This is a genomic window from Geodermatophilus sp. SYSU D01036 (genome assembly GCF_054050435.1).
This window is the reverse complement of the sequence record NZ_JBJGZJ010000016.1, coordinates 51,168-67,014: the sequence shown is the minus strand read 5'-3', so window position 1 is coordinate 67,014 and position 15,847 is coordinate 51,168. Positions and strand designations below refer to the sequence as shown.

At 73.9% G+C, this 15,847-nt stretch carries 10 protein-coding genes; 4 read left to right on the top strand and 6 right to left on the bottom strand.

Translation table 11 applies throughout. From position 1 onward, the window contains the following. Positions 1-70: 70 nt before the first annotated feature. Positions 71-1,903: a PKD domain-containing protein gene (locus tag ACI8AR_RS16175; protein ID WP_457051932.1), complete on the bottom strand. Its 1,833-nt coding sequence runs from the start codon at positions 1,901-1,903 to the stop codon at positions 71-73. A gap of 398 nt (positions 1,904-2,301) precedes the next feature. Between ACI8AR_RS16175 and ACI8AR_RS16170 the strand changes: the two genes are divergently transcribed. Further along, complete coding sequence (locus tag ACI8AR_RS16170; RefSeq protein WP_457051931.1) at positions 2,302-3,342, top strand: anti-sigma factor RsbA family regulatory protein; 1,041 nt, start codon at positions 2,302-2,304, stop codon at positions 3,340-3,342. Positions 3,343-3,349: 7 nt separating this feature from the next. On the opposite strand, the gene htpX is transcribed toward ACI8AR_RS16170, so the two are convergent. Continuing rightward, positions 3,350-4,225: a zinc metalloprotease HtpX gene (gene htpX, locus ACI8AR_RS16165; protein ID WP_457051930.1), complete on the bottom strand. Its 876-nt coding sequence runs from the start codon at positions 4,223-4,225 to the stop codon at positions 3,350-3,352. A 202-nt stretch (positions 4,226-4,427) separates the two neighbouring features. Between htpX and ACI8AR_RS16160 the strand changes: the two genes are divergently transcribed. Together ACI8AR_RS16160 and ACI8AR_RS16155 are read left to right on the top strand one after the other, a co-directional pair. Continuing rightward, positions 4,428-6,371: a 2-oxoacid:acceptor oxidoreductase subunit alpha gene (locus ACI8AR_RS16160; RefSeq protein WP_457051929.1), complete on the top strand. Its 1,944-nt coding sequence runs from the start codon at positions 4,428-4,430 to the stop codon at positions 6,369-6,371. Further along, the gene (locus ACI8AR_RS16155; protein WP_456937998.1) at positions 6,368-7,480 is read left to right on the top strand and encodes a 2-oxoacid:ferredoxin oxidoreductase subunit beta; all 1,113 of its coding nucleotides are present in this window, start codon (positions 6,368-6,370) and stop codon (positions 7,478-7,480) included. The genes ACI8AR_RS16160 and ACI8AR_RS16155 overlap by 4 nt, the downstream gene beginning before the upstream one ends. A 25-nt stretch (positions 7,481-7,505) precedes the next feature. On the opposite strand, the gene pdxR is transcribed toward ACI8AR_RS16155, so the two are convergent. Then, positions 7,506-8,888 (bottom strand): MocR-like pyridoxine biosynthesis transcription factor PdxR, encoded by a 1,383-nt coding sequence (gene pdxR, locus ACI8AR_RS16150; protein WP_457051954.1) that lies wholly within the window; start codon positions 8,886-8,888, stop codon positions 7,506-7,508. A gap of 91 nt (positions 8,889-8,979) precedes the next feature. On the opposite strand from pdxR, the gene ACI8AR_RS16145 reads away from it, so the two are divergent. Beyond that, on the top strand, positions 8,980-9,639 hold the full coding sequence (locus tag ACI8AR_RS16145) for a pyridoxamine 5'-phosphate oxidase family protein (protein ID WP_457051928.1): 660 nt from the start codon (positions 8,980-8,982) through the stop codon (positions 9,637-9,639). Between the two features lie 120 nt (positions 9,640-9,759). On the opposite strand, the gene ACI8AR_RS16140 is transcribed toward ACI8AR_RS16145, so the two are convergent. The 3 genes from ACI8AR_RS16140 to gyrB form a co-directional block, all read right to left on the bottom strand. Beyond that, positions 9,760-10,983, bottom strand: coding sequence for a PQQ-dependent sugar dehydrogenase (locus tag ACI8AR_RS16140; RefSeq protein ID WP_457051927.1), 1,224 nt, complete (start codon positions 10,981-10,983; stop codon positions 9,760-9,762). Positions 10,984-11,120: 137 nt separating this feature from the next. Beyond that, positions 11,121-13,589 (bottom strand): DNA gyrase subunit A, encoded by a 2,469-nt coding sequence (gyrA, locus tag ACI8AR_RS16135; RefSeq protein WP_457051926.1) that lies wholly within the window; start codon positions 13,587-13,589, stop codon positions 11,121-11,123. A gap of 114 nt (positions 13,590-13,703) precedes the next feature. Beyond that, a complete protein-coding gene (gene gyrB / locus ACI8AR_RS16130) occupies positions 13,704-15,737 on the bottom strand; it encodes a DNA topoisomerase (ATP-hydrolyzing) subunit B (RefSeq protein ID WP_457051925.1) in 2,034 nt (677 codons plus the stop codon). Between the last annotated feature and the right edge of the window lie 110 nt (positions 15,738-15,847).

Genomic DNA, 15,847 nt, shown 5'->3' with positions numbered 1-15,847 from the left:
GACGTGACCACCGACAGGGCCGGGTGATGCGGTCCCGCCCGGGGGCCGCGGCCCCCGACGTCGAGCGCGGTCAGGACGTCGTGTACTCGACGTGCAGGACCGGGGCGCGCGCCGCTCCCCCGTCGAACGACTCGGCCACCCGGGTACCGGTGCCGGTGACGACCAGCACGAGTGCGTTGCCGCTCGCCCAGCCGGGGCGCGCCACGACCTCCTGCACGATCGGCCTCAGACTCGGCGTTCGCTGGTCGGCCGCGCGGGCGCCCACCGTCGGCCACGACGCGGGCGCCCACGTCACGGTGGCAGTGGTCTTGCCCCGCGAGGAGATGGTGCGCGCCGTGGTGGTGAACGCCGCGGCGTTGTCCGCCGCCTCCCCCGCCACGGTGAGACTCGCTCCCGCGGTGGAGGCCTCGTCGACCTGGAACTGCACCCAGGCGTCGGTGATGGTCGCTCCCCGGGGCACGGTGACCCCGGTGAACCGCATCGCCACCGTCTGCGCCGCCGTGCCGTCCTGGCCGAGGTTGAGGTCGCCGCTGGTGAGGGACACCGCGCCGGTCGAGGTCCGCTCCTCGGCGTCGTCGGTGCCGGCCCGGACGGGGACGTCGAGCACTGCGGAGCCACCACCGCCGCCGCCGGACGACGCCGTCACGGTGACGGTCACGTCGTCGGAGGCCGTGAGCTGCCCGTCGCCACCCGTCAGCCGGAGGACGTACGTCCCGGCCGCCGAGAAGGTCGCGGTCGTGTCCTGCGCAGCGGCGTTCGCGAACGTCACGGTGCCCGGGCCGCTGACCCTCGACCACGCCGCCGTCACCGCGGCCCCCTCCGGGTCCGTGATCGTCCCGTCCAGGGCGGCCGGTGCAGGCAGCGTGACGGCGAGGTCGGGGCCGGCGCTCACGGTCGGCGGGGTGTTCGCCGGCGGGGTGCCACCACCGCCACCGGTGAGCCCGGGGATGGCGATCTCGTACAGCCGGCCGTCGTTGAAGGTGTCCTGGTTGGTGTCGTTGTCGACGCCACGGTCGACGATGTAGGCGTTCTGGCCGCTCGAGCCGTTGCTCGGCGGGGCGAGGGCGATGCCCGCTCCGCTCTTCATCGTGAAGGGGAGCTTGACGATGTTGAGCAGGTTGCCCGCCAGGTCGACCTCGTAGAGCTGGTTGCTCGGGTCGTCCAGCACGAACATCGTGTCCCGGAACGGGTTGTAGGCGATGCCCTCGGGGTCGCCCGCGCCCATGTTGCCGACGTTGATCTGGCGTACCACGGTGTCGCCGGTTCCGTTGAACACGCGGTCCGGGCCCGGGTCGTAGACGAAGACCCGCTTGCCCTTGCCGTCGACGAGCAGCAGCTGCCCGTTCCGCGTGGGCTCCAGGTCGACGGCCACGTCCTCTGCGTCGTTGCGCGGACCGAGGTCGAGGAAGGAGACGGAGGAGGACGTCTGCGAGTCGTCAGCCGTTCCGTAGCGACCGTCGCCACCGCGATCCACCTCGAAGACCCGGGCCTGGTCGTCGTCGGTGACGAACAGCCGCTCGGGGAGGGAGGAGGCGGGCCGGAAGCCGACGCCGGTCGGCTCGTTCGAGTACGCCACCGTGTTGCTGCCGGTCTCCAGCAGAGCGCCGCCGAGGCCGGCGACGAAGAGGTTCGTGCCCTGCCACACGTTCTTCGGGTAGGCGGTCCCCCTCTCCTCCACCTCGCCGTCGCTGATGATCAGCCGACCGGACCGCGAGTTGTAGGTGATCCCCGACGGGTCGGGGCTGGGGTGGACCCAGGTGGAGTTGGGCCCCCCGGTCCACGTGGTCTTGACCAGCGTCGCGTTCACCACGGCCGCCTGAGCGGGGGCAGCCGGTGCGGCGGCCAGACCGCCCAGGACGAGGGCGGTCACGAGCAGGATGCGCGCCGTGCGGTCAGGGGTCACTTCGATCACCCCGTACGGTCGACTACAGCCGACGAGGGTCCGTCGGCACCGGAACGGACGTCAACGGACCCGCGCGGCCTCAGGGGGGTCTGTCGCGACGCGCCGACGAGCAATGCACACCGTCGCGGTGCCGGGTCGAATCGGTCGGGACGACCACCTGCGGGAGCACTGGTCGTCCTCGTCCTCCTGGTGGAGACGTCCGGAGGGCGGAACACCGCAGCGGGACAGCCGGGCGGGCCGGTGCCGGGCTCCAGCCGCTCGGGCGCCGGGTGCGGGGCACTGCGCCACGGGCGAGCCCGTCGCAGGACCGGCCGAACCGCGGACGGCGACCGCCCCGATCGGGCGGTCGCCGTCCGCGGGCGTACGACCCTCCGGCGGGGCCGGTTACCGTGGAGGGGATGGTCCTCCACGGGAGCCGGCGGACCGGTGGGGAGTCCGGGGACGGCGCAGCGCGCCGCGACGGCTCCGCCGCCGCCGGCCACGACGCAGACGCCGCGGGCTCCCTGCCGCCCGCGGGCACACGGCACGACGCGCTCGTCTACGACTCGGCCTCCGACGTCGCCGCCGCGGCCGCGCCGTGGCTGCTCGAGGGCCTGGCGGCCGGGGACGCGGCCGTGATCGCGACCGGGCCGGAGACCGCCGGCCCGCTGTGGGAGGCCGTCGGCCGGGACCCGCGGGTGGTCGTCGTCGAGCGGGGCGAGCTGTACCGGTCCCGCACCCCCACGGCGATCACGGCCTTCCGCCGGTTCGCCGAGCGGCACGCCGCGTCCGGCCGGCTGGTCCGGTGCGTCGGCGAGGTCGACTTCGGCGCCGGCCCGGCCGACTGGCGCGAGTGGCAGGCCTACGAGTCGGTCATCAACGACGCGTTCGCCCCGCTGCCGCTGTGGGGGCTGTGCGTGTTCAGCTCCGCCCTCCCCGACCCGCTGCTGGCCTCCGCACTGCACACGCACCCCGGCGTCGTCACCCCCGACGGCCGGGCGGCCAACCCCGAGTACGTCGACCCGGCCGCCTACCTGCGGGCCCTGCCGGTGCCCGACGAGCCGCTGGAGGCCACCGCCCCGGCGCTGGCCGACGACGACATCAGCGACTACGCCGGCCTGCGGCACGCCGTCCGCGCCCGCCTGGACGCCGTCGACGGGCCGGCCGACGTCCTCGAGGACTTCCTCATGGCGGTCGACGAGATGACCTCCAACGCGGTCCGGCACGGCTCCCCGCCGGCGGGGCTGCGGCTGTGGACGGCGCCCGGGCGGCTGGTGGCCACGATCCGCGACTCCGGCCGCGGCCTGGACGACCCGTTCGCCGGCTACGGGCCCGCGCACGGGGAGGACCTGTCCCACGGCGGGATGGGCCTGTGGCTGGCCCGCCAGCTGTGCGACCACGTGGCGATCCGCCGCGACGACGCGGGCACCAGCGTCCGCCTGTCGACGTCCTGGGCCTGAGGCCGGCTCAGCCGCAGCCGGACTCCCCCGCCATCCGCTCCAGCCGGGCGATCCGCTGGGCCATCGGCGGGTGGGTGGAGAACAGCGCCGCCAGCCCCGCGGCGCGGACCGGCGCCGCGATCATGAGGTGGCTCTGCGCGACCAGCCGGTCGTCGGCGGGCAGCGGGCGGGCCGTGGCGCCGGCGGAGATGCGGCGCAGGGCGCTGGCCAGGGCCAGCGGGTCCCCGCTGAGGCGGGCGCCGTCGGCGTCGGCCTCGTACTCGCGGCCGCGGGTGACCGCCAGCCGCACCAGCCCGGCGGCCAGCGGGCCGAGCAGCACCAGCAGCAGGGTCCCGAGGACGCCGCCGTCGCGGTCGTCGTCGGAGCGGCCGCCGAACAGCGTGGCGAACGTGGCCAGGTGCGCCAGGTAGGTGACGACGCTGGCCAGGGCGCCGGCGACGCAGCCGACCAGGACGTCGCGGTTGCGGACGTGCGAGAGCTCGTGGGCGAGCACCGCCCGCAGTTCCCGGCGGTCGAGCAGCTCGAGGATGCCCTGGGTGCAGCAGACGGCGGCCCGGCGCGGCGTGCGCCCGGTGGCGAAGGCGTTGGGCTGGTCGGTGGGGCTCACGTAGAGGCGCGGCATCGGCTGGCGGGCCTGGGTGGCCAGCTCGCGCACCATCGCGTACAGGCCCGGCGCCTGCGTCTCGGTGACCGGGAAGGCCCGCATCGCGCGCAGGGCCAGCCGGTCGGAGGAGTACCAGGCCCAGCCGTTGACCCCGAGCGCGACGACGAGCGCCACGAGCAGACCGCCCTGCCCGCCCACCAGTGCCCCGGCGGCGAGGGCGAGACCGGCCACCAGGCCGAGGAGGAGCGCCGTCCGCACCCCGTTGTCCCATCGCCGCACGCCCCGGTGAACGGAACGGCCGCGACCGCCGTTCCCGGCCCCGCGCTGCGACCCCCGTCACGGACGGGAGTGGAGCGGAACACCGGTCCGTCGGGGAGGGTTGGTGTCGAGAGTGCCGCACTCGGCGACGGGTCCCGTGAGCTGCCTCACAGGACCGGCACGGGAACCCGGCCCGTAACCTGAGCCGTCGGAGGTAAACCTGATGACCGTCACCGGATCGCCCCTCACGCCCGGCAGCTCGGCCCCCGGCGGGCTCGTCAAGAGCGTCGTCGAACTCGACCGCGTCGTCATCCGGCTGGCCGGCGACTCGGGCGACGGGATGCAGCTGACCGGGAACCGGTTCACCAGCGAGACGGCGGCCTTCGGCAACGACCTGTCGACGCTGCCCAACTTCCCCGCCGAGATCCGCGCGCCGACGGGGACCCTGCCAGGCGTCAGCTCCTTCCAGCTGCACTTCGCCGACCACGACATCATGACGCCGGGCGACGCCCCGGACGTGCTGGTCGCGATGAACCCCGCGGCGCTCAAGGCCAACCTCTCCGACCTGCCCGGCGGCGGGCTGGTGATCGCCGACAGCGACGAGTTCACCCCGCGCAACCTGGCGAAGGTCGGCTACGCGACCAACCCCCTCGAGGACGGCTCGCTCGACGGCTGGCAGGTCGTCGCCGTGCCGCTGACCTCCATGACCCTCGAGGCGCTCAAGGACTCCGGGCTCGGCAAGAAGGAGGCCGAGCGGAGCAAGAACATGTTCACCCTCGGCCTGCTGAGCTGGATGTACCACCGGCCCACCGAGGGCACCGTGCGCTTCCTGGAGCGGCAGTTCCGCCGCAAGCCGGAGATCGCCGCGGCGAACATCGCGGCCTTCCGCGCCGGCTACAACTACGGCGAGACGACCGAGGCCTTCGCCGTCTCCTACGAGATCAAGCCGGCCCCGATGGCGCCGGGCCGCTACCGCAACATCTCCGGCAACCAGGCGCTGGCCCTCGGGCTGGTCGCCGCCGGGCAGCGGTCGGGCCTGCCGGTCTTCCTCGGCGCCTACCCGATCACCCCGGCGTCGGACATCCTCCACGAGCTGTCCCGGCACAAGGCCTTCGGCGTGCGCACCTTCCAGGCCGAGGACGAGATCGCCGGCATCGGCGCGGCGCTGGGCGCCTCGTTCGGCGGCGCGCTGGGCATCACGACGACGTCGGGCCCCGGTGTCTCGCTGAAGTCCGAGACCATCGGCCTGGCGGTCATGACCGAGCTGCCGCTGGTGATCGTGGACGTGCAGCGCGGCGGGCCGTCGACCGGCCTGCCCACCAAGACCGAGCAGTCGGACCTGCTGCAGGCGATGTTCGGCCGCAACGGCGAGGCGCCGCTGCCGGTGATCGCGCCGCGCTCGCCCGCCGACTGCTTCGACGCCGCGCTCGAGGCGTCGCGGATCGCGCTGAAGTACCGGACGCCGGTCATGCTGCTCTCCGACGGCTACCTGGCCAACGGCGCGGAGCCGTGGGCCATCCCGGCCGCCGACGAGCTGCCGGACCTGCGGGTGGAGTTCGCCACCGAGCCCAACGGCGCCACCGCCGACGGGACGCCGGAGTTCCTGCCCTACCTGCGCGACCCCGAGACCCTGGCCCGGCCGTGGGCGGTCCCGGGCACCGCGGGCATGCAGCACCGCATCGGCGGGCTGGAGAAGGCCGACAAGACCGGCAACATCTCCTACGACCCGGCCAACCACGACCTCATGACCCGGCTGCGGCAGGCCAAGGTCGACGGCATCGCCGCCGACATCCCGCCCACCGACGTCGACGACCCCGACGGCGACGCGCGGGTCGCGGTCATCGGCTGGGGCTCCACCTACGGGCCGATCGGGGCCGCCTGCCGGCGGATCCGGCGCTCGGGCCGCAAGGTCGCCCAGATCCACCTGCGGCACGTCAGCCCGATGCCGGCCGACCTCGGCGAGGTGCTGAGCCGGTACGACCGGGTGGTCTGCCCCGAGATGAACATGGGGCAGCTCGCGCTGCTGCTCCGCGCCAAGTACCTCGTCGACGTCCAGAGCCACACCCAGGTGCGCGGGCTGCCCTTCCGGGCCGCCGAGCTGGCCGGGGTGGTCCAGGACGTCATCGACTCCACCACTCCGACCGCCAGCACCGGAGGCCTGCAGTGACCACCTCCCCGCACGTGCACGACCTCGGCATGCCGGGGACGCCGATCGACGACCGCATCCAGCAGGCGATCGCCGACTCGGTCGCCAGCCAGGGCGAGAAGCAGACGGCCCTCAAGGCCAAGGACATGAAGACCGACCAGGAGGTGCGCTGGTGCCCCGGCTGCGGTGACTACGTCATCCTCAACGCCGTCCAGAGCTTCCTGCCCTCGCTCGGGATCGCCCGCGAGGACATGGTCATCGTCTCGGGCATCGGCTGCTCCTCGCGCTTCCCGTACTACATGAACACCTACGGGATGCACTCGATCCACGGCCGCGCCCCGGCCATCGCCACCGGCCTGGCCGCCTCCCGGCCGGACCTGTCGGTGTGGGTCGTGACCGGTGACGGCGACGCGCTGTCGATCGGCGGCAACCACCTGATCCACGCGCTGCGCCGCAACGTCAACATGACGATCCTGCTGTTCAACAACCGGATCTACGGGCTGACCAAGGGCCAGTACTCGCCGACGTCCGAGGTCGGCAAGGTCACCAAGTCCACGCCGATGGGCTCGCTGGACCACCCGTTCAACCCGGTCTCGCTGGCCATCGGCGCCGACGCCACGTTCGTCGGCCGGGCGATGGACTCCGACCGCAAGGGCCTCACCGAGGTGCTGCGGCAGGCGGCCGAGCACGAGGGCACCGCGCTCGTGGAGATCTACCAGAACTGCAACATCTTCAACGACGGCGCCTTCGACCTGCTCAAGGACCCGGCCACCGGCCCGATGTGGACGATCCCGCTGGTCCACGGCGAGCCGCTGGTGTTCGGCCCGGACGGCGCCTCGTGCGTGGTCCGCGACGACTTCGGTGGCCTGCGGATCGCCGAGACCAACCAGGTCGACGCGAGCGAGATCGTCGTCCACGACGCGACCCGCCAGGACCCGTCCTACGCGTTCGCGCTGTCGCGGCTGTCCAGCCAGGACCTGCGGTACACGCCGATGGGCGTCTTCCGGTCGGTGCGCAAGCCCACCTACGACCGGATGATGCTCGACCAGCTCGAGGAGGCCCGCACCGGCGGCGCCGGTGACCTCGACGCGCTGCTGGCCGGCAACGACACCTGGACCGTCTCCGCCTGAGGCGCCTCCGCCGGGCCCGTCTCCCTCAGGGGAGGCGGGCCCGACGCGTCTCCGTGAGCACCCCGGCGAGGACGGGGAGGGCCCTGGTGAGCCGGTCGCGGGACGGGGCGGCGAAGCCCAGGACCAGGCCGGCGGCCGGGTCGTGCGGCCCCGGGCCGGTCAGGTGCCGGGCCAGCCCGTCGACGGCGAGGCCGCGGGCGGCCGCGGCGGCGACCACCGCCTCCTCGGCCGCGCGGTCCGGCAGCGGGACGAACACGTGCGCGCCCGCCGGGTCCCCGGCGACGGCCACGCCCGCCGCGGCCAGCGCCTGCACCACGAGGGCCCGCCGCTCGGACAGCTCCCGGCGCAGCCGCCGCAGGTGCCGGGCCAGGTCGCCCGAGGACGCCAGCGCCGCGAGCAGCCGCTGCCCGGCGCGGGCGGGACGGGTGCCGGTCGCCGTGCGGGCGGCCACGAGCTCCGCCCGCAGGCCCGGCGGCGCCACCAGCCAGCCGGTGCCGAGCGTCGGGCTGACGACCTTGCTGCTGGTGCCGAGGTGCACCACGACGTCGGGGGCCAGGGCGGCCAGCAGCGGCAGCGGGGCGACGTCGTAGCGCAGCTCGCCGTCGTAGTCGTCCTCGAGCACCCACCAGCCCTCGGCCCGCGCGCGGGCGACCAGCGCCACGCGGCGGCCCGCCGACATCCGCCGGCCCAGCGGCCACTGGTGCGCCGGCGTGCAGTAGACCGCGGCCAGCCCGTCCGGGACGGCGTCGACGACCAGGCCGTCGTCGTCGACCGGGCAGGGCACCACCTCGACGCCGGCCGCGCGCAGGGCCCCGGCCGCCCGCTGGTACCCGGGGTCCTCCACGCCGACCCGGCTGCCCGGCGGGAGCAGGCGGGCGACCTCCGTGACGGCGGCGGACGTGCCCGCGGTGGCGAGCACGTCGGCGGGGTCCACCGGCAGGCCGCGGTGCCGCAGCAGGTGCCCGGTGACCGCGGCCTGGAAGGCGGGGTCGGCCGCGGGCTCGGGCGCGGCGTCGGGAGGCTCGTCCCCGGCGGCCCGCCAGGCCCGGCGCCAGGCGGCGCGGTCGAGCACCTCCAGGCACGGCGACCCGGCGCGGAGGTCGACGGCCGCGGGTTCCGGCCGGGTCCGGTCGGCGCGCGGCGCGGGCACCGGCGTCCCGGCGGGGGCGGTGCCGACGACGAAGGTGCCCGCGCCGCGGCGGCCGGCGGCCCAGCCCTCGGCGAGGAGCTGGTCGTAGGCGGCGGCGGTCACCGTGCGGCTGACCCGCAGGGCGGCGGCGAGCTCGCGGGTGGACGGCAGGCGGTCGCCGGGGCGCAGCACCCCGCCGGCGGCCGCGCTGCGGAGGGCGTCGGCGAGCTGCACCGCCAACGGGCGGGCGGAGGTGCGGTCGAGGACGACCGGTGGCATGTCCACGGGCACCTCCGTGCGCGAAGTGGCCTGGTCGATCGGCAGCGTACTGGCCCTTCCGGGAGGCCAATCGGCGCCGCAGGGTGGTCACGTGAGCACCGCGCCGCCGCTGTCCCCCACCGCCCGCAGCACCGTCCGCCGGGGTGCCGGGCGTGCCCGCACCGACCGCGCCGAGCTGCACGCCGTCCTCGACGCCGGGCTGGTGGGCCACCTGGGCGTCGTCCTCGGCGACGCCCCGGTCGTGCTGCCCACCGGCTACGGGCGCCGCGGCGACACCCTCTACCTGCACGGCTCCACGGGTGCGGCCACGCTCCGCGCCGCGGCCGCCGGGGCGCCGGTCTGCTTCACCGTCACCCACCTCGACGGCGTCGTGTACGCCCGCTCGGCGTTCCACCACTCGGTGAACCACCGCTGCGCCGTCGTCCACGGGACCGCGCGCGTGGTGACCGACCCCGAGGAGCGGCTGCTCGGGCTGGAGGTGCTCACCGAGCACCTGGCACCGGGGTCCTGGGCGGCGACCCGGCGGCCCACGCGCCGGGAGCTGGCCGCGACGGCGCTGCTGGCCCTCGACCTGACCGAGGCCAGCGTCAAGGTGCGCACCGGGCCGCCGGTCGACGACGACGAGGACCTGCGCCTGCCGGTCTGGGCCGGCGTGCTCCCGCTGCGCACCGTCGTCGGGGAGCCCGAGCCCTGCCCGCTGCTCCCGGTCGGGACGCCCGTCCCCGACCGGGTGCGCAGCCGGCGGGTGTGACGCCATGACATCGTCGGCCTACCGGCCGACACCGCGGCCAGGTGCCGTCCCGGCCTGCACTGAGCCGGACCCGCCGCCCCTGCGCGGACCCCTCCGGGGCCCACTCGGGGCGGCGACCCGCTATGCGGGTGTCACGCGCAGCAGCAGGTCCTCGCCGCCGCCGTTGTCGGTGGTGACGTACAGCGCGCCGTCGACGCCGAGCCGCGGCGTCCGGATCCGGCCGAAGCGGTCCTCGAGCACCGGCACCCGGAACTGCTCGGTCAGCCGCCCCTCGTCGTCGATCCGCAGCGCGAGCACGCCGGTGTCCTTCTGCACCCCCACGAGCAGCAGCCCGTCGTAGCCGCCCCACGGGGTCCCGCTGAGGAAGTCGGCGCCGCTGGTGGCGATGGTGGGGTCCCCGGACGACCAGACAGCGGGGACGGCGCCGGGCAGCCCGGGGTCGGTCATCGGGACGCTCTCGTCGTAGGAGCCGTCGGCGCCGTCGGGGTCCCAGCCGTAGTTGCCGCCGGGCACCGACCGGTTGACCTCGTCGTCGCGGTCGGGGCCCTGTTCGACGGTGTAGACCTCCCCGGTCCCCGGCCGGACGGCGATGCCCTGCACGTTCCGGTGCCCGTAGCTGAGCAGCAGCCGGGTGGCCGGGTCCGGGTCGCCGGCGAACGGGTTGCCCGGCGCGGGCCCGCCGGTGGCGGCGTCGACCCGCAGGACCTTGCCGGCCAGGGTCGAGCGGTCCTGGGGGTTGCTGCCGACGGCGTTGTCGCCGGTGCCCACGAGCAGCGCGCCGTCGGGCGCGAAGCGTACGCGGCAGCCGCCGTGCCGTCCGGTGCGCTCGTTGACCGGGATGCCGCCGACCAGCGGGTCGGCGACGCGGGTCGCGCGGGTCCAGCCGGCGTCGACGGTCCAGGCGATCACCTGGATCTCCGCGCCGCCGTCCTCCTGCACGCCCTGGCAGGTGTAGAGCCGGCGGTTGACGGCGAAGGCCGGGTCCAGGGTCAGGCCCATGAGGCCGGTCTCGCCGTCGGCGAAGAGGTCGGAGAAGTCGGCGTCGAGCTCCCGGGCGGTGCCGTCGGGCAGCACCGCGGTGAGGCCGCCGCCGCGCTCGTCGAGCAGCAGGGTGCCGTCGGGCGCCTGGGCGACGTCCCAGGGGTGGTCGAGCCCGTCGAGGACGGTCTCGACCTGCAGCTCGGGCAGGCTGCCCGGCGCGGTCACCCCGGCGTCGGGGGCCCCGGTGGCGGCCTCGTCCTCCTGCGCACCAGGCAGGTCGCCGGCCCCGTCGGCTCCGTCGGTCCCGGAGCAGCCGGCCAGCACCAGGACGGCGGCCAGCAGCACGACGCGGGAGGACCTCACGGCGCCGAGCATCCCCGAGCGGCGGGGGGGGGGGGGGGGGGGGGGGGGGGGGGGGGGGGGGGGGGGGGGGGGGGGGGGGGGCGCGCGCCCCCCCCCCCCCCCCCCCCCCCCCCCCCCCCCCTGCTCCCGGTTCCACCCTAGGCGGCGGGCTCGTCGTTGTCCGTCGTGCGCGCGATCGCCACGATCGACACGTCCTCGGGCAAGTTCATGAGCTTGACACCCATGGTGGCCCGGTCCTTGTTGTGCCGCACGCCGTTGACCGGCGTCCGGATGACGCCGCCGCCGGAGGTGATGGCGTACAGCTCGTCGCCGAGCCGGACCGCCAGCGCCCCGACCAGGGCGCCCTTGCGCGCCTTCGGGTCCGCGGTGAGCACGCCCTTCCCGCCGCGGCCCTGCGGCGGGTAGTTCTCGATGCCGGTCCGCTTGGCGAAGCCGCGCTCGGTGGCGACCAGGACGTCGACGCCCTCCTCCACGACCATCATGGACAGCAGCCGGTCACCCGGCGACAGCGAGATGCCGCGCACGCCCTCGGTGGCCCGGCCCATCGGCCGCAGCGTGGCGTCGTCGGCCTTGAACCGGATCGACATCGCCGAGCGGGTGACCAGGAGCAGGTCCTGCTCGGGGTCGATGAGCGCCGCGCCGACCAGCTCGTCGCCCTCGCGCAGGTTGATCGCGATGACGCCGCCGCTGCGCGGGGAGTCGAAGTCCGACAGCCGGGTCTTCTTCACCTGCCCGTTGGCGGTGGCCAGGACCAGGTACGGCGCGACGCCGTAGTCCTTGATCTGCATGACCTGGGCGATCCGCTCGTCCGGCTGGAACGCCAGCAGGTTGGCCACGTGCTGGCCGCGGGCGGTGCGGTTGGCCTCGGGCAGCTCGTACGCCTTGGCCCGGTAGACCCGGCCCTTGGTCGTGAAGAACAGGATCCAGTCGTGGGTGGAGCCCACGAAGAAGTGGTCGACGATGTCGTCCTGCTTGAGCTGGGCGCCCATCACGCCCTTGCCGCCCCGCCGCTGCGACCGGTAGAGGTCGCTCTTGGTCCGCTTGGCGTAGCCGGTGCGGGTGATGGTGACGACGACCTCCTCCTCCGCGATGAGGTCCTCCATCGTCACGTCGCCGTCGTTGGCGACGAACTTGCTGCGGCGGTCGTCGCCGTACTTCTCGACGATCTCCTCGAGCTCGGAGCGGACCAGCTGCCGCTGCCGCTCCGGGGAGTCGAGGATCGCCTGCAGCTCGGCGATGCGGGCCTCGATCTCGGCCAGCTCGTCGAGGATCCGCTGCCGCTCCAGCGCCGCCAGCCGGCGCAGCTGGAGGTCGAGGATCGCGGTCGCCTGGACCTCGTCGACGTCGAGCAGCTCCATGAGGCCGGTGCGGGCGGCCTCGGCGGACTCGCTGTTGCGGATCAGCGCGATGACCGCGTCGAGCTGGTCGAGGGCCTTGGCGTAGCCGCGCAGGATGTGCGCGCGCTCCTCGGCCTTGCGCAGCCGGTACCGGGTGCGCCGGACGATGACCTCGATCTGGTGGTTGACCCAGTTGCGGACCAGCTCGTCCAGGCGCAGCGTCCGCGGGACGCCGTCGACGATCGAGAGCATGTTGCAGCCGAAGGAGGTCTGCAGCTGCGTGTGCTTGTACAGGTTGTTGAGCACGACCTTGGCCACGGCGTCGCGGCGCAGGGTGATGACCAGCCGGCGGCCGACGCGGTCGCTGGACTCGTCGGCGATCTCGCTGATGCCCTGCAGCCGGCCGTCCTTGACCGCCTCGGCGATCGCCTCGGCCAGGTTGTCCGGGTTGACCTGGTAGGGCAGCTCGGTGACGACGAGCTGCACGCGGCCGCGGCTGTCCTCCTCGACCGTGACGACGGCGCGCATCTTCACCGAGCCGCGGCCGGTGCGGTACGCGTCCTCGATGCCCTCGCGCCCGACGATCAGGCCGTGGGTCGGGAAGTCGGGGCCCGGGATCGCCTTCATGCAGGCGGTGAGGGCCTCCTCCGCCTCCGCGTCCGGGTTGTCGAGCATCCAGTAGGCGGCCTCGGCGACCTCGCGCAGGTTGTGCGGCGGCATGTTGGTGGCCATGCCGACGGCGATCCCCGCCGAGCCGTTGATCAGCAGGTTGGGGATGCGCGAGGGCAGGACCAGCGGCTCCTGCGTGCGGCCGTCGTAGTTGGCCTGGAAGTCGACGGTCTCCTCGTCGATGCCGGCCAGCATCTCCATGGCCAGCGGCGTGAGGCGGCACTCGGTGTAGCGCATGGCGGCCGGCGGGTCGTTGCCCGGCGAGCCGAAGTTGCCCTGGCCGTCGATGAGCGGGTAGCGCATCGACCACGGCTGGGCCAGCCGCACGAGGGCGTCGTAGATCGCCGAGTCACCGTGCGGGTGGTAGTTGCCCATGACCTCGGCGACCGGCCGGGCGCACTTGACGTAGCCGCGGTCGGGGCGGAAGCCCTGGTCGTACATGGCGAAGAGGACGCGGCGGTGCACCGGCTTGAGGCCGTCCCGCACCTCGGGCAGCGCGCGGCCCACGATCACGCTCATCGCGTAGTCGATGTAGCTGCGCTGCATCTCCTGCTGCAGGTCGACCGGCTCGACGCGGTCGCGGGCAGGGGTCTCGGTCACTGGTCAGATCTCCACGGGTGAGTGCACAGGAGTGGACGAACGCGCTGGTCAGGCGCCGTTTGGGGGGCCGGGGGGCGGGCGTCGGACGCCGTTTCCCCGGCCCCGGTGCGGCGGCTAGACGTCCAGGAAGCGCACGTCCTTGGCGTTGCGGGTGATGAAGCTGCGGCGGGCCTCGACGTCCTCGCCCATGAGCACGCTGAACAGCTCGTCGGCCGTCGCGGCGTCCTCGAGGGTGACCTGGCCCAGGAGGCGGGTCTCCGGGTTCATCGTGGTCTCCCACAGCTCGCTGGCGTTCATCTCGCCGAGGCCCTTGTACCGCTGGATCATCTCCTCGCGGACCTTGCGGCCCTCCTCCTTGCCGGCGGTGAGCAGGGCATCGCGCTCCCGGTCGGAGTAGGCGTACTGGTCACCCCACTTGCCGCCCCACTTGATCTTGTAGAGCGGCGGCCGGGCCAGGTAGACGTGCCCGGCCTCGACCAGCGGCCGCATGAAGCGGAACAGCAGGGTCAGCAGCAGGGTGCAGATGTGCTGGCCGTCGACGTCGGCGTCGGCCATCAGCACGATCTTGTGGTACCGGAGCTTCGACAGGTCGAACTCGTCGTGGATGCCGGTGCCGAAGGCGGTGATCATCGACTGGACCTCGGTGTTCTTGAGGACCCGGTCGATGCGCGCCTTCTCGACGTTGATGATCTTGCCGCGGATCGGCAGGATCGCCTGGAACATCGAGTCGCGGCCGGACTTGGCCGAGCCGCCGGCCGAGTCGCCCTCGACGATGTAGATCTCGGAGTTGCGCGGGTCGGTCGAGCGGCAGTCGGCGAGCTTGCCCGGCAGCGAGTTGTTGCTCAGCAGGTTCTTGCGGGCGAGCTTGCGGGCGTCCTGCGCGGCGCGGCGGGCGCGGGCGGCCGAGGCGGCCTTGGTGATGATGGTCTTGGCCTCGGTCGGGTTGGCCTCGAACCAGTGCGAGATCTGGTCGTTGCAGACCTTCTGCACGAAGCCCTTGACCTCGGTGTTGCCGAGCTTGGTCTTCGTCTGGCCCTCGAACTGCGGGTCGCCGATCTTGACCGAGACGATCGCGGCCAGGCCCTCGCGGATGTCCTCGCCGGTGAGCTTCTCGTCCTTCTCCTTGAGCAGCTTCTTCTCGACGGCGTAGCGGTTGACGATCGACGTCAGCGCCGCGCGGAAGCCCTCCTCGTGGGTGCCGCCCTCGTGCGTGTTGATGACGTTGGCGAAGGTGTAGACCGACTCGGAGTACGCGTCGGACCACTGCATCGCGACGTCGACCGACATGCGCATGTCGTTCTTGCCGGTGCCCTCGGCGCTGAAGCTGATGACCGAGCGGTGGATCGGCGTCCGCTTGGCGTTGATGTGACCGACGTAGTCGATCAGGCCGCCCTCGTAGTGGTAGGTGACCTCGGTGGCCTCGAAGGCCTCCACCTCGGCACCGGGCTGCGGGGCGACCTCGGCGACCGACACCTCCTCGGCCACGCCGGTCTCGGCCTTGCCCTGGCCGGGCCGCTCGTCGCGCAGGACGATCTTCAGGCCCTTGTTGAGGAAGGCCATCTCCTGCAGCCGGCGGCTGATGGTGTCGAACGAGTAGGTCGTCGTCTCGAAGATGCCGCCGTCGGCCCAGAAGGTGATCTGGGTGCCCTGCTTGGAGGTCGGGCCGACCTCCTCCAGCGTGCCGGGCTTGGCGAACTCGTAGGCCTGGTGCCACTCGCGGCCGTCCCGCCAGATGCGGACGTCGAGCGCGGTGGACAGCGCGTTGACGACGGTGACGCCGACGCCGTGCAGACCGCCGGAGACGCCGTAGCTCTTGCCGTCGAACTTGCCGCCCGCGTGCAGGACGGTCATGACGACCTCGACGGTCGGCCGCTTCTCCACGGGGTGCACGTCGACGGGGATGCCGCGGCCGTTGTCCTCGACGCGGACGCCGCCGTCGGCCAGCAGGGTGACGCGGACGGTGTCGCAGAAGCCGGCCAGCGCCTCGTCCACGGCGTTGTCGACGACCTCCCACACCATGTGGTGGAGGCCGCGCTCACCTGTGGAGCCGATGTACATGCCGGGCCGCTTGCGGACCGCCTCGAGCCCCTCGAGGACGGTGATGGAGCTGCCGGAGTAGGAGTTCTCGGTCTTCGGTCGAGCGACCACGTGGGGCCCTTCTGTCGCGCTCCCGGCATGCGGGCACCTCTCCTCCGAGAGGGGCCCCGGGGGCGCACAGCGCCGCTCAGCCGGATGCTGGGGATTCCTGTCCTCCATGT